The sequence below is a fragment of the Streptomyces sp. NBC_00096 genome (assembly GCF_045041305.1).
Classification (GTDB): domain Bacteria; phylum Actinomycetota; class Actinomycetes; order Streptomycetales; family Streptomycetaceae; genus Streptomyces.
In genome coordinates this window covers 167,925-181,603 of sequence record NZ_CP108221.1, presented here as the reverse complement: position 1 = coordinate 181,603, position 13,679 = coordinate 167,925, and the positions used below count along the sequence as shown (strand labels likewise).

Genomic DNA, 13,679 nt, shown 5'->3' with positions numbered 1-13,679 from the left:
CGGTCACATAAATCCAGGACGGGGCTCGGGTTTGTCCATGGGCCTGTCGTGCCGCGATCCGCAAGCTGACTGGTCAGTGAGCGGACCGCCGGCCTCCACGGCGTGCGGTCTTCCGCACAGGAAGCGCCGACTCCCGGAGGTCCGATGCGATTCCCCCTCTGGCCGGCCGCAGCCGCGGTGGCCGGTCTGGTCGCCACCTTGGTCGTGGCCGTGCCCGCCGCCCCCGCCGTGGCGGCCGCCCCCGTGACGATCACCTCGCCCGAGCTGTCCGTCAGTGTGGACAGCGCCTTCCCCCGCGTCATCAGCTACACCCGCACCGCCACCGGGGACGTGCTGAACGGCAACGAGGACGCGATCGGCGCGATCGTCGTCAACGGGACCACCTACACCCCCACCGTCACCGCGACGCCCTCCGCGTCCGGTGTCGACTACGCCCTCGCCTTCTCCGGAGTGACCATCAGGTCCCGTCTCTCGGTGGCCGGTTCGGTCGTGGAGTTCAAGGTCACCGCCATCGAGGACACCGCCGCCCTGCGCGTACGGAGCTTCGCGATCCCCGATCACAACCTCGTCAGCGTCCGCAGCGGCCAGGCGGGCGCCGCGCTCTCCACCGCGAAGATGTACACCGCCACCACCGGCACCGGGGACACCTTCACCCCGATCACCGCCAGTACCCCGGTCGACGCCTCCGCCTCGACCGTGATGTACGGCCTGGCCAACACCGGCAAGCTGGCCGCGGCCATCGACTCCAACTCCTCCTACGACACCCCCTCGGGCGGAACCGCCACCGAGAACGGCCGGATCAGCAAGCAGGTCACCGACAAGGGCGCGTACCGCCGGGCCGGCCTGTGGAGCGGATCCTGGCTCTACCGGGCCGCGGGCGCCGCCGACACGGACACCGAACCGCTGCCCTACGTCCGGGTCGCGATCACGGCCGACCGCAACGGCGACTCCACCGTGGACTGGCAGGACGCGGCGGTCGCCTACCGCGACATCTGGACCCCGCCCACCGGCTGGCAGCAGACCGCCGACCGGGTCGTCCAGCGCATTCCCTTCAACTTCGCCTCCGCGGCCACCCACCCCTTCGCCGAGACCCTCGACGAGACCAAGCGGGTCAACCTCGCCACCGACGGCCTCGGGCAGTTCGTCCTGCTCAAGGGGTACGCCTCCGAGGGCCACGACTCGGCGCACATGGACTACAAGAACGTCGGCTCCAAGCTCGGCGGCGCCACCGACCTGAACACCCTGACCACCGTGGGCCACACGTACAACGCCGACTTCGGCGTGCACATCAACGCCACCGAGGAGTACCCGGTCTCGGCCACCTTCGACCCGGCCCACCAGAGCGGGGGCCTCGGCTGGGACTGGCTCGACCAGTCGTACTACGTGGACACCCGCAAGGACGGCCAGTCCGGCGGGCGCCTCGCGCGGCTCCAGGACCTCAAGGCGGCCGCCCCCGGGCTGGACTTCCTCTACGTGGACGTCTGGTACGGCGACGGCTACGTCTCGCGCAAGCTCGAACGCGAGATCGGCGGCCTCGGCTACCAGCTCGCCACGGAGTTCCCCAATTCCATGACCGAACAGTCCCTTTGGCACCACTGGGCGACCGACGTCAACTACGGCGGCACCGACCTCAAGGGCATCAACTCCAACATCGCCCGCTTCATCGCCAACCACACCAAGGACGACTGGATCGCGGGCAACCCCCTGCTCGGCGGCGCCGAACTCACCGCCTACGAGGGCTGGCAGGGCAAGCGGGACTACACCTCCTTCCTCTCCACCACCTTCGCCACCAACCTGCCGACCAAGTACCTCCAGGAATCCCCGGTCGTGAAGTGGACCTCCGACACCGTCACCCTCGCGAACGGCACGACCGTCACCACGGCCGGCGGCACCCGCAAGATCACCACCGGTGGCCGGACGGTCCTGAGCGGCTCCACCTACCTCCTGCCGCGCGACGGCAAGCTCTACCACTGGAACACCGCGGGCGGCTCCACCACCTGGACCCTGCCGGCCGGCTGGACCTCGCCCAAGCTCTACAAACTGACCGACACGGGACGCCAGTTGGTCGGTGACCTCACCGTCACGGGCGGGCAGGTCACCATCAACGCCACCGCGAAGACCGCCTACGTCGTCACCAACGGCGCGGCGCCCGCCCAGGCCGACCCGAACTGGGGCGAGGGTGCCCCCGTGAAGGACCCCTCCTTCTACTCGGGCAACCTCAACGCCTGGACCGTCACCGGAACCGGCGCCGCCGTCGCCCGCAACGCCCAGGGACAGAACGAGCTCACGATGGCGGCGAACACCGCCCCCGCCGTCTCCCAGCAGCTCACCGGCCTCACCCCCGGCACCTACGCGGCCTCCGTCTGGGTCTCCACCCCGGCCGGCCGCGCCACCACCCTCACCGTCACCCCGGCCGGCGGCGGCGCCGCCTCCGTCTACGCCGACTCCTCGACGCTGACCAACAGCCTCGGCGGCAGCGAGAAGAACACCACCAAGATGCAGCGCATGAAGGTGCTCTTCGACGTACCCGCCGGCCAGTCGAGCGCCGGCCTCAAACTGTCCGCTGCCTCCGGCACCGGCACCGTCTACCTGGACGACGTACGGGTCGTCCGCTCCGCCCGCACCCCGCTGAACGGCCACATGTTCACCGAGGACTTCGAGAACGTGGACGCCGGCTGGGGCCCCTTCGCCTTCGGCGGCGCCGGCGGATCGGCCACCGACCCCCGCACCCACATCGCCCAGCGCAACACCCCGTACACCCAGGCGGGATGGAGCGGAAAGCTGGTCGACGACGTGATCAGCGGGCAGAACTCGCTCAAGTCGCACGAGGAACGGCAGGGCCTCGTCTACCGGACCCTCCCGCAGACGCTGCGCCTCACGCCGGGCCGCTCGTACAAGGTCACCTTCAGCTACGAGAACGGCTTCAGCGGCGACTACCAGTTCATCACCGGCTCCGGCAGCACCGAGACGGCCACCGCGCTGAACCAGGCCCGCACGGCCACCACCTTCACCAAGACCTTCACGGCCGGGACCGACGCCTGGATCGGCGTGCGGAAGGTGACCGGCGAAGGCTCGCACAACGAGGCCGACTTCATCCTGGACGACCTCGCCGTCGACGACCTCGGTACCGGGGGCGGCGGCGAACTCCTCGTCCCACAGAGCCAGATGAGCGTGAAGGCGGTGGACAGCCAGGAGACCGCGGGCGAGAACGGCGCCGCGGCCAACGTGCTCGACGGTGACAGCGCCACCATCTGGCACACCCAGTGGTACCAGGCCACCGCGCCGATGCCGCACGAGATCACCCTCGACCTCGGAGCCCCGTACAACGTGTCCGCCCTGCACTACCTGCCCCGCCAGACGCAGAGCAACGGGCGCATCGCCGACTACCAGGTCCTCACCTCCACCGACGGGGTCAACTGGGGCACGGCGGCCGCCTCCGGGACCTTCGCCAACACCACCGTCCAGCAGGACGCCGCCTTCACGGCCCGTACCGCGCGCTACGTCAAGCTCAAGGCCACCAAGGAGGTCTCGGGCAATCCGTGGACGGCGGTCGCCGAACTCAACATCGGCTACCTACCGTGACGGGGGCTGCTGAGCGGCGGACTGCGGCTGCGCCGAGTGCTGTTGCGTCGACTGTTGCTGGGTCGACTGCTGCTGGCGGAACCGGACGGGCGCCACGCCCACCCGGCGGCTGAACAGCCTGCTGAAATAGGCCGCGTCCTCGTAACCGACCCGCCGGGCGACTCCGGCGACCGGCAGGTCGGTCCGGGCCAGCAGTTCCTTCGCCCGGCTCAGGCGGATGCCGAGGAGGTACTCCTTGACCCCCTCCCCGGTACTGCGCCGCACCGCCCCGCGCAGCTGGGGGAGCGGCATCCCGAGCCGGGCGGCGTGCTCGGCCACCGATATCGGCAGCAGTGCGTCCCGGGCCAGGGTGTCCATCACGGCGTCCCCGTGCCGCGACACCTCGGCCCGGGCGTAGCGCAGCGCGACGAGCAGCCCGTGCACGGCCGCGGCGGCCTCCACCTCCAGCAGCGGTCCGCCGCGCCGGGCCGCCCGGACGATCCCGTCGACCACGTGCCGCACCCCGGCCGTGCCGCCCAGCGGTACCAGCGGGCGGTCGGGGGTGACGTAGCCGAGGTCGGTGTACGCCTCCACGCTGTGACCGGCGAAGTCCACGAAGCACTCGTCCCAGCCGGTCTCCGGATCGGGACCGTAGTGGTGCTCCACGCCCGGTACCAGCCACAGCAGCGCCGGGGCCGTCACCGGCTGCGGGGCCCGGCCGCCGTGGCTGAACCAGCCGCGGCCGGCGCAGACGACCACCGCGACGTGGTGGTCGAGGACGCGCGGGCCGACCACCGGCAGCACGCCCTGCTGCACCCCCACACCGAGGCACACCAGGCCGAGCCGGCGGTGGTTGGCGGTCGGCGAGAAGTACCGCATCCAGCTGCTGTACGGGGGCGTTGCCATCTGCGGATTGTGATCCACAAGGCCCGGCCCGCTCAAGGGGCGGCGGACTCCTGGGCGTTACGGGGCTTTCGCGCGGCCGCCGGGGGCGGCGCGGCGGGCCCCTCAGCCCGCTGCGAAGTCCGCCCGGCAGCCCCCTCCGCCGTCCGCCCCGCTGTCCCGTCCGCCGTCCGCCCCGCCGTCCGCTCCGGCAGGAGCCCGGCCGTGAGGCCGGCGATCACCACGGCCAGGCCCAGCCACACCGCCGTCCCCGGCACCCCGCCGCCCGTCACGGCGCCCGCGCCCGCCGCCGCGAGGGGCGCCACCCCGGTCAGCAGCCCGGCCCGGCCGGAGCCCACCGCGGCCACCGTGCGGTACCAGAGGAGGAAGGCCACCGCCGTCACCATGACGGCGAGGTATCCGGCGGCCGCCCACTGGCGCGGGCTCACCGACCCGAGCTCCGAAGGCCCCTCGACGCACACCGTGAGCACCACCAGCATCACCGCACCCATCCACACGGCGTGCAGGGACACCCCCCACGCGCCGTGACGCCGCAGCACCGGTACCGCGAGCAGGGTGAAACCGGCCTCGCAGCCCAGGGCGAGCGCGGCCCACCCCACCCCCGCCGCGTCCGTCCGGCCCGTGCCCTCCACCAGCACCGCCCCGGCGACGACCACCGGAGCGGCCAGCAGCACCCGGCGGCTGGGCCGGCGGCCCTCCAGCAGCGGGCCGATCAGCCCCAGCACGATCGGCACGGAGGCCACGGCCACGGCGATGACGGCCGGTTCCGCGTGCGCGACGCCCCGTACGACGGCCACGTTGAACAGCACCAGCCCGGTCGCGGCGACCCCCGCCAGCCACAGCCACTCGCGGCCGCGCGGAGCGGCGATCCGCACCCGGGCGACGCGGGCCAGGCCGAACAGCAGCAGTGCGGCCGCCGTGTAGCGGACGGCCTGGACGCCGAACAGCGGGGCGTCCACGAGGGACCGGGAGACGGTGACGCTGCTGCCGACGAGCGCCATGCCGGCGATGCCGGGGACGAGGTCGCGCAGCCGCGGAGGCGATGTACTCATACGTCGAGCCTGGCGCGACAATGGACCCATGGACAGGTCCAAAGAGTACGTCTCGCAGGGGTCCAAAACACCCGGGTCGGACTTCCTCCAGCTCGACATCGGCCGGGCCCCGGCCGGCGGCCGCACCGACTGGCTCGCCGACCGGCTGCGCGCCGCCATCGCCGACGGCACGCTCCCCGTGGGCTCCAGGCTCCCGGCCGGCCGCGTCCTCGCCGCCGAGCTCCGCGTCTCCCGGGGCCTGGTCACCGAGGCGTACCAGCGGCTGGCGGAGACCGGCCAGGTCGAGGGCCGGGGCCGTGCGGGGACGGTCGTGGTGGCCGCGCCGGTGACCGCGCGGGCGACCCGGCGGCCGCCCCCGGACCGGCCCGCCGGGGCCGGATCCCCGGCCCCGGCCGGCCCGTTCGCGCCGGGGGCCCGCGGCGCGCTCGTCGACGCCCTGCGCACCGTGCCGTGCCGGATCGACCTCTCGCCCGGGGTCCCCGACCTGACCGCGTTCCCGCGTACGGCCTGGCTCCAGGCCGAGCGCCGGGTCCTCGCCGAGCTCACCCCGGCCGACTTCGGCTACGGCAACCCGCAGGGCACCCCCGCGCTGCGCGAGGCGGTCACCGGCTGGCTCGCCAGGGGCCGGGGGATCCGCGCCGACCCCGGTGAGGTGGTCGTCGTGGCGGGAGTGGCGCAGGCGCTCGGACTGCTGGCGCAGGTGCTGCGGGCGGACGGCGTACGGCGCGTCGCGGTGGAGGACCCCGGCTCGCTGGGGGCCCGTCAGCAGCTGGAGCACGGCGGCATGGAGATCGTGCCCGTACCGGTGGACGCGGGCGGAATCGACACCGCCGCCCTGGCGGCCGGCCCGGCCCGGGCGGTGCTGCTGACCCCGGCGCACCAGTTCCCGACCGGGGTGGTCCTCGACGGCGAACGGCGCCGCGAACTCCTCGGCTGGGCGGCGGCCGGGGGCATCGTCATCGAGGACGACTACGACGCCGAGCACCGCTACGACCGGGCCCCCGTCCCCGCCCTGCGCGCCCTGCTGCCGGAGGCCGTCTGCTACGCCGGGAGCGTCTCCAAACTGCTGGCCCCCGCCCTGCGGCTGGGCTGGCTGCTGGTCCCGCCCCGCCATCTGGAGGCCGTGATCGAGGCCAAGCGGTACGCGGACCTCGGCAATCCGGTCCTATCCCAGCTGGTGCTGGCCCGGCTGATGGCATCGGGGGAGCTGGAGCGCCACCTGCGCTTCGTACGCCGCCGCCACCGGGCCCGGCGGGACGCGATGCTCCGGGCGATCGCCGCCGCACTGCCCGGCGCACGCGTGCACGGGGCGGCCGCCGGGCTGCACTTGATGGTCACCTTCGACGGAGCGGAGTTCGACGACACCGCGCTGGCCGCGGCGGCCCTGGAACTCGGGGTCAAGGCCCACCCGTTGTCCTGGCACCGCCTGGCCCCGGGCCCTCCCGGCCTGATCCTCGGCTACGCGGCGGGCCCGGTCGGCGAGATCGAGGAGGGCGTGGCCGCCTTCGGCACGGCGCTGCGGGGGCTCGGGCGGCTCCGGCGAACCTGAGCGGGCGAAGCCGGCCGGGTCCGGAACGCGGAGCCGGACCTCGGGTCCGGAACCGAACCGCGAAATGTTTTTCCGGAACGGCGGCAACCTCCCGGAGGGTCGCGCGTCGTGCGGGGTGAAGGGCGTGGTTCCGCGCCCCGCAACCGACCGTGGAGAACCACCGTGAAGAACCTGAAGCGCGCCCCGCTGACCTTCCGCAGGGCGGCGGCCGTCGCCGTCGCCGCCGCCGGGGTGGCAGTCGCTCTCGCCGGGCCGGCCTCCGCCGCGCAGGGGGCGTCCGCCACGCCGAGCGCCCGGCCCGCCCCGGCATCGGCCGCCCCCAGCGCCGTCCCGAGCGCGTCCCCGAGCGCGGTCCCCTCGTCTCCCCGGCCGCAGCCCTCGGTGAGCCTGCCCGCGGGCGCGAAGCCGAGCACCGCCCCGAGCGCCGCCCCGAGCGCGGCTCCCGCCGCCCCCAGCGCGACCCCGGGCTCCAACGGCGAACCCGAGCTCGCGCATACTGGCTCCTCTGCCACCACGACCGCACTCGGCGCCGGGGCCGCCGTGCTGCTCGCCGCCGGGGCCGCGACCCTGTACGCCGTGCGGCGCCGCGCCAACGGCTGAGGATCCCCGTGCTCCACCTCGCATCACCCGTGGGCCCCGCCGTACCCGGTCTCGACCGGGTGCGGCGGGGCTTGTGGTCGTTCCTGCTGCGTCGCGAGCGGTCCGCCCCGGCCGCCCCGCCCGCGCACCCGGAGCCGTACCGGCACGGATACACGTACGGCCACCCCTCCGAGAACGGCGGTCCGCCGCCCACCGTGTCCGAGCTCTACCACGCGCACCGGCTGCAGATGGTCCGGCTGGCCGTGCTGCTCGTGGACGACCTGGGCACCGCCGAGGACGTGGTTCAGGACGCCTTCACGGCGCTGTACCGGCGCCACGGCGAGCGGATCACGGAGGTGGACAACGCGCTGGGCTACCTGCGCACCGCCGTGGTCAACACGGCCCGCTCCGTACTGCGCCGGCGCCGGACCGCCCGCGCCTGGATCCCGCCGGCGCCCGTCGACGTACCGTCCGCCGAGGCGTCCGTGGTCCTCGACGAGGCACACCGCGAAGTGCTCGCCGCGCTGGGCCGCCTGACGCCGAGACGGCGGCAGGTACTGGTGCTGCGCTACTGGGCCGACCTCAGCGAGGCGGAGATCGCCGAGACGCTGGGCATAAGCAGGGGCTCGGTGAAATCGAACGCGAGCCGTGGACTGGACGCGCTGGAACGGATTCTGGAGGGTCGGACATGACGCGTGCGCGGGGACCGGCCGAGGGGTCGGAGCCGGGCCCGGGCCCGGGAGGCGCACCGGCGCGAGCCGAGCGGCCCGTCGAGTACCGGCTGCGCCGCGCCCTCGACGCGCGCGCGGCCGGGATCACCGTGCGCGAACTGCGCCCGGCACAGCCGCCGGGGCCCGGTGTACGACGCCTGCCGTGGGCCCGGCCGCGCGGGTTCGCGCTGCCGCTGGCCGGGCTGGCGGCAGCGGCCGCCGCGGTGGTGGGGTACGCCGTACTGGCCCCGGACCCGGCCCCGGTCCGCCCGGTCCCGGTTCCGCCGGCCGCGCCGCCGTCCCCGTCGACCTGGCCGGACGGTTCTTCCCCGCGGCCGGTCCAGGGCACCCCGTCCCCGTCGCTGCTCTCGCCTTCGCCCACGCCACTTCCCTCCTCCCGGGCCTCCTCCCCGTTCCCGTCCTCGGCGGGTCCGGTGCGCGGGTCCACTACCGGTGGGCCGCGGCCCGGTTCCAGTCCCACCCCGTCCAGCTCCGCCGCCCCATCCGCCGGACCGGGCCCGTCCGCGTCGCCCTCGCCACCACCGGCGACCGGGTCTCCGGGATACCGCCAGCGGTAACCGGGCGTTGTCACCGGCCCCGGGGCGGCGCCCGGCTCCGGCGCGCCACGCGGGCCGGAACCATGCGCCGATGGAGATCGTTCCGCTGCATCCTTGATCCCTGCCGAAGAGTTCGAACGGGGGACGCGGGATGTGGTCAGTGGTGTCGTCGGGTGCGGTACCGGCGGGGGAGCGGTTCGACTGGTACGCCGACATCATCTCGCGCGAGGTGATGCCGGCGGCCCTCAGCAGCGAGCGGCCCGCGGAGTTCCAGGGCGAGGCCGCCGTACTGGACCTGGGGGAGCTGCGGGTGGCCAAGTTCGCCCTGTCGCCGCTCCGTTCGCGGCGCACCCCCGCGCTGATCCGGCGCGGCGACCCGGAGCAGTACCAGCTGGCGCTCCTGCGCAAGGGCAGCACGTCGATGAGCCAGCACCGCAACGAATGCACCATCGGCGCCGGGGACCTGATGCTCTGGGACACCTCGCGCCCCTCCGACAACGAGATGCTCGCCGACCACGGCCAGGTGCGGGCGACGATCCTGATGCTTCCCCGGGACGTCCTGCCACTGCGTGACCAGCGCCTGGAACGGCTGCTCGCCCGCCGCATACCGGGCGACCGCGGGGTGGCGGCGGTCCTGGCCTCCTTCATGACCGCCCTGGAGGACCACGGCGCCGAATGCGAGCCGGAAGAGCTGCGTCGCCTGGGCGCCGTCGCCGTCGACCTCGCGACGGCCTGCCTGGCCCAGCACCTGGACGCGGAGGACCGGCTCCCCGCCGAAGTCCGCACGCAGGCCCTCCTCCAGCGGATCCACGCCTTCATCGAGCACAACCTCGGCGACCCGGAGCTGACACCGCCCGTCATCGCGGCCCGCCACAACATCTCCCTGCGCACGCTCCACCAGCTCTTCCACGGCCGGCAGGAGAGCGTCCAGGCCCGGATCCGCCGGCGCCGCCTGGAGCAGTGCCGGGTGGACCTCGCCCGCCCCGGCCCCGGCGCCCGCCGGGTGCACTCCGTCGCCGCCCGCTGGGGCTTCAGCGGACCCGCGGTCTTCAGCCGCTCCTTCCGCGAGGCGTACGGAGTCAGCCCCACGGAGTTCCGCGCGCTGAGCCTGAACGAAGCCGGAGCCGGAGCCGGAGCCGACCGCGCGGCGGGCCGGCCGGCCCCCGACCGGAACCGGTGAGCCCGGCCGTTCCCGCAGGTCAGAGGTGCTCATTGGGCTTTGCGCTGAGCGGAGGGAGCGCCCATGGTCGGGAAAGCGCATTGCGTGCGCAGGCGCCGAGGGGTTCCCCTTGCCAAGATCAAGACGGCGGGGCGGCTCGGAAGCCGGCAGGGAAGGAAGCGCATGACATCCACGCTCAACGGCTGTACGCCCTGGCCCGAGGAGTTCACCGACCGCTACTGGGCGGCCGGGCACTGGCGCGGCACGACGCTCGACAACCTGCTGCGCGGCTGGGTCCTGCGGTTCGGTCCGCGGACCGCGCTCGTGCACGGCGAAACCCGCCTCACGTACGCGGCCCTGAACCGTCGCATCGACCGCATGGCCGCCGGGTTCCGGCTGCGCGGCCTGCGGCGCGGGCAACGGGTCGTGGTCCAGCTGCCGAACGTTCCCGAGTTCGTCATCACCGTCTTCGCGCTGATGCGGGCCGGCATGGTCCCCGTGCTCTGCCCGGTCTCGCACCGCGCGCCCGAGGTCTCCCACATCGTGCGCGTCGCCCAGGCCACCGGCTACGTCGGCCCCTCGGTGTACCGGGGCTTCGACCACACGGCGATGGCCGCCGGGATCGCGGCCGAAGGGCCTTTCCTGCGGCGGGTGTTCCCCTTCGAGGCGCCGGGTGATTCCTCCCCCTACGGCGGCTTCACGACCGACACGTCGGGCTGCCACTACTTCCCGCTGGGCTCACTCGACTCCCCGCCCGATCCGGCGCTCACGCAGCGCGCCGACGAGGTGGCGTTCTTCCTGCTCTCCGACACCAACGCCGACATCAACGCCGAGACCACCACCGACACCAACGCCTGGCCTCCCAGGCTCGTTCCGCGCACCCACAACGACTACGCCCACCAGGTGCGGGCCGCCGCCGAGTTGGTGTCGCTCACCGAGAACGACGTGTACCTCGCCGCGCTGCCCGCCGATTCCGCCCTCGCCCTCGGCTGCCCCGGCATCCTCGGCACCCTGTCCGCCGGCGGCACCGTGGTCCTGCTGGAGGACCCCGGAGCCGCCGAGTGCCTGGAGGCCATCGGGCGGGAGCGGGTCACCCTCACGTCGGTGGTGCCCGCCCTCGCCCGGCTCTGGCTCGACGAACTGCCCTCGGCCCAGGCCGACGTGAGCAGTCTGCGGCTCGTACAGATCGTCGGCGGACCCCCGCAGCGCGAGCTGGCCGAACGGATCGGCTCCGCACTGGACTGCCGTCCCCAGCAGGTCTTCGCGATGGCCGAGGGGCCGCTCGCCCTCACCCGGCCCGAGGATCCGGACGGGACCGCGCTCACCACGCACGGCCGCCCGCTCTCGTCCGACGACGAGATCCGCGTGGTCGACGCCGAAGGCAAGAACCTGCCCGAGGGGGAGCCCGGCGAACTCCTCGTCCGCGGCCCGTCCACCCCGCGGGGCTACTACCGGGAGCCCGCCCACAACGCGCGTTCCTTCACCCCCGACGGCTACTTCCGTACGGGCCGGCTCGCGCGACGCACCCCGGACGGCAACCTGGTGGTGACCGGCCCGGGCCCGGCAAGCTCCGAAAGAGACGGCCTAGGGCTGTGAGGCCCGGCGCAGTGCGGAGCGGCCCGCGTAGCGCGCCGAGTCACCCAGTTCCTCTTCGATGCGGATCAGCTGGTTGTACTTCGCCGTGCGGTCGGAGCGGGAGAGCGAGCCGGTCTTGATCTGGCCGCAGCCGGTCGCCACCGCGAGGTCGGCGATGGTGGTGTCCTCCGTCTCGCCCGACCGGTGCGACATGACCGCCGTCCAGCCCGCCCGGTGGGCCGTGTCCACCGCGGCCAGTGCCTCGGTCAGGGTTCCGATCTGGTTGACCTTGACGAGGACCGAGTTGCCGACGCCGGTACGGATGCCCTCGCGCAGCAGGGTCTCGTTGGTGCAGAACACGTCGTCGCCGGTGAGCTGGCAGCGGTCGCCGACGCGGGCGGTCAGCTCGCGCCAGCCGTCCCAGTCGTTCTCCGCCATCGGGTCCTCGATGGAGAGGACCGGGTAGGAGTCGATGAGCTTGGCCAGGTAGTCGGCGTTCTCGGAGGGGGTGCGGCGCACCCCCTCGCCCGCGTAGTCGTAGACCCCGTCGCGGAAGAACTCCGACGACGCCGGGTCCATGATCAGGCCGATGTCCGTGCCGGGGCGGTAGCCGGTGCGCTCGATGGCGGCCATCACGAAGTCGAGCGCCTCCTCCGCGGTGCGCAGCGCGGGCGCGAAACCGCCCTCGTCGCCGACGCCGGTGGAGTGCCCGGCGGCCAGCAGATCGCGGCGCAGGGTGTGGAAGACCTCGCTGCCCATGCGGACGGCTTCGGCGAAGGTGTCCGCGCCGATGGGCGCGATCATGAACTCCTGGAAGTCCAGCGGATTGTCGGCGTGGGCGCCGCCGTTGACGATGTTCATCATCGGCAGTGGCAGGAGGTGGGCGTCGGCGCCGCCGAGGTAGCGGTAGAGGGGCTGGCGGTGGGCCGCCGCGGCGGCCTTGGCGGTGGCGAGGGAGACCCCGAGGATCGCGTTGGCGCCGAGCCGGGACTTCGTGGCGGTGCCGTCGAGGGCGACCAGCGCGGCGTCGAGACCCGCCTGGTCCACCGCGTCCCGGCCGCGCACGGACGCCGCGATCTCCCCGTTGACGTGGGCCACGGCGCGGTCGACGCCCTTGCCGTGCCAGCGCGTGGAGTCTCCGTCGCGCAGTTCGACGGCCTCCCGGGCGCCGGTGGAGGCGCCGGAGGGGACGGCCGCGCGGCCCAGGGACCCGTCGGCCAGGACGACGTCGACCTCGACGGTGGGGTTGCCCCGGCTGTCGATGATCCGGCGGGCGGTGACGGTCTCGATGGTGGCGTTGACGGTTCCGACTGCCTTTGCGGACATGGGAGGTCCTTCCCGTTCTCGTGTGCCGTGGCCCCGGCTGCGACAACGCTGGCGCTGAGCCCGACAACAGGAACCCTACAGCAATGCTGCTCAGTTTAGCTGTGCAGCATTGCTGTACAGGTCAGGTGCACAGCTGTGCTGGCCAACGGGGTAAAATGCCCTATGCCCACCTCGGAAGCCGCCGTCATCGCCACCGAACTGCGCACCGCGATGGGCAAGCTCACCCGGCGCGTCAAACACGAGGACCGCATCCCGTTGGGCCAGGCCGCGGTGCTCGGCGCACTCGACCGCAACGGCGCCATGACCACCAGTGACCTCGCCTCCGATCAGCGCGTACGCCCCCAGTCGATGGCCCGGGCGGTGGGGTTGCTCATGGACCAGAACCTGATCACGCGTCGGGCGCACCCCACGGACGGCCGCAAGTCGCTGGTCGAGCTGTCGGAGGCGGGCCGGGCCGCGCTCGAAGCGGAGCGCGGCCGGAGGGCCGGCTGGCTCGCGCAGGCCATCGAGGCCGAACTCACCGATGAGGAAAGGTCGCTGCTGGCCCGGAGCGCCGCCCTGCTGGACCGGCTCGCCACGCGCTAGTGAGGTCAAGGCGCCAGGCCATGTTCCAGAAGTCGCAGCGGCCGGCCATTTGGCGAGGTCGCCCCCTTCCGTCGGTGATGGCCGTGCACCTGCCCCGACGATGTCCCCCGCAGCGGTGAGGGC

The 13,679-nt window shown here is 73.6% G+C and carries 11 protein-coding genes; 8 read left to right on the top strand and 3 right to left on the bottom strand.

The window, feature by feature from the left end; all coding sequences use genetic code 11:
* Positions 1-144 precede the first annotated feature (144 nt).
* Positions 145-3,582: an endo-alpha-N-acetylgalactosaminidase family protein gene (locus tag OG904_RS00845; RefSeq protein WP_405486286.1), complete on the top strand. Its 3,438-nt coding sequence runs from the start codon at positions 145-147 to the stop codon at positions 3,580-3,582.
* Here OG904_RS00845 and OG904_RS00840 read toward each other — a convergent pair.
* Positions 3,574-4,467, bottom strand: coding sequence for a helix-turn-helix domain-containing protein (locus OG904_RS00840; RefSeq protein ID WP_405486284.1), 894 nt, complete (start codon positions 4,465-4,467; stop codon positions 3,574-3,576). The two genes, OG904_RS00845 and OG904_RS00840, sit on opposite strands and share 9 nt — an antisense overlap.
* 32 nt (positions 4,468-4,499) lie before the next feature.
* Positions 4,500-5,516 (bottom strand): DMT family transporter, encoded by a 1,017-nt coding sequence (locus OG904_RS00835; protein WP_405486282.1) that lies wholly within the window; start codon positions 5,514-5,516, stop codon positions 4,500-4,502.
* Positions 5,517-5,544: 28 nt separating this feature from the next.
* Here OG904_RS00835 and OG904_RS00830 point away from each other — a divergent pair, with 28 nt between their 5' ends.
* From OG904_RS00830 to OG904_RS00805, 6 genes are all read left to right on the top strand, one after another.
* Positions 5,545-7,065, top strand: a complete 1,521-nt coding sequence (locus OG904_RS00830) for a PLP-dependent aminotransferase family protein (protein WP_405486280.1) — start codon at positions 5,545-5,547, stop codon at positions 7,063-7,065.
* A gap of 162 nt (positions 7,066-7,227) precedes the next feature.
* Positions 7,228-7,665, top strand: coding sequence for an LAETG motif-containing sortase-dependent surface protein (locus tag OG904_RS00825; protein ID WP_405486278.1), 438 nt, complete (start codon positions 7,228-7,230; stop codon positions 7,663-7,665).
* 8 nt (positions 7,666-7,673) lie between these two features.
* Positions 7,674-8,336, top strand: a complete 663-nt coding sequence (locus OG904_RS00820) for a SigE family RNA polymerase sigma factor (RefSeq protein WP_405486276.1) — start codon at positions 7,674-7,676, stop codon at positions 8,334-8,336.
* Positions 8,333-8,932: a hypothetical protein gene (locus OG904_RS00815; protein WP_405486274.1), complete on the top strand. Its 600-nt coding sequence runs from the start codon at positions 8,333-8,335 to the stop codon at positions 8,930-8,932. The genes OG904_RS00820 and OG904_RS00815 overlap by 4 nt, the downstream gene beginning before the upstream one ends.
* A gap of 130 nt (positions 8,933-9,062) precedes the next feature.
* Positions 9,063-10,091 carry a helix-turn-helix domain-containing protein gene (locus tag OG904_RS00810; RefSeq protein ID WP_405486272.1) on the top strand — a complete coding sequence of 343 codons (1,029 nt, stop codon included), beginning with the start codon at positions 9,063-9,065 and terminating at the stop codon, positions 10,089-10,091.
* Positions 10,092-10,253: 162 nt separating this feature from the next.
* Positions 10,254-11,666: an AMP-binding protein gene (locus OG904_RS00805; RefSeq protein WP_405486270.1), complete on the top strand. Its 1,413-nt coding sequence runs from the start codon at positions 10,254-10,256 to the stop codon at positions 11,664-11,666.
* Here the strand turns inward: OG904_RS00805 and eno are convergent.
* Positions 11,655-12,971 carry a phosphopyruvate hydratase gene (gene eno / locus OG904_RS00800; protein WP_405486268.1) on the bottom strand — a complete coding sequence of 439 codons (1,317 nt, stop codon included), beginning with the start codon at positions 12,969-12,971 and terminating at the stop codon, positions 11,655-11,657. The genes OG904_RS00805 and eno overlap by 12 nt on opposite strands.
* Positions 12,972-13,133: 162 nt before the next feature.
* Here eno and OG904_RS00795 point away from each other — a divergent pair, with 162 nt between their 5' ends.
* Positions 13,134-13,556, top strand: a complete 423-nt coding sequence (locus tag OG904_RS00795; protein ID WP_405486266.1) for a MarR family winged helix-turn-helix transcriptional regulator — start codon at positions 13,134-13,136, stop codon at positions 13,554-13,556.
* The last annotated feature ends 123 nt before the right edge of the window (positions 13,557-13,679 follow it).

What these genes read in the sequence shown, in the direction of transcription:
- OG904_RS00845 (WP_405486286.1), top strand. Translation starts at nt 145, where the DNA reads ATGCGATTCCCCCTCTGGCCGGCCGCAGCCGCGGTGGCCGGTCTGGTC.
- OG904_RS00815 (WP_405486274.1), top strand. Translation starts at nt 8,333, where the DNA reads ATGACGCGTGCGCGGGGACCGGCCGAGGGGTCGGAGCCGGGCCCGGGC.
- OG904_RS00840 (WP_405486284.1), bottom strand. Translation starts at nt 4,467, where the DNA reads ATGGCAACGCCCCCGTACAGCAGCTGGATGCGGTACTTCTCGCCGACC.
- OG904_RS00830 (WP_405486280.1), top strand. Translation starts at nt 5,545, where the DNA reads ATGGACAGGTCCAAAGAGTACGTCTCGCAGGGGTCCAAAACACCCGGG.
- OG904_RS00835 (WP_405486282.1), bottom strand. Translation starts at nt 5,516, where the DNA reads ATGAGTACATCGCCTCCGCGGCTGCGCGACCTCGTCCCCGGCATCGCC.
- OG904_RS00795 (WP_405486266.1), top strand. Translation starts at nt 13,134, where the DNA reads ATGCCCACCTCGGAAGCCGCCGTCATCGCCACCGAACTGCGCACCGCG.
- eno (WP_405486268.1), bottom strand. Translation starts at nt 12,971, where the DNA reads ATGTCCGCAAAGGCAGTCGGAACCGTCAACGCCACCATCGAGACCGTC.
- OG904_RS00810 (WP_405486272.1), top strand. Translation starts at nt 9,063, where the DNA reads ATGTGGTCAGTGGTGTCGTCGGGTGCGGTACCGGCGGGGGAGCGGTTC.
- OG904_RS00805 (WP_405486270.1), top strand. Translation starts at nt 10,254, where the DNA reads ATGACATCCACGCTCAACGGCTGTACGCCCTGGCCCGAGGAGTTCACC.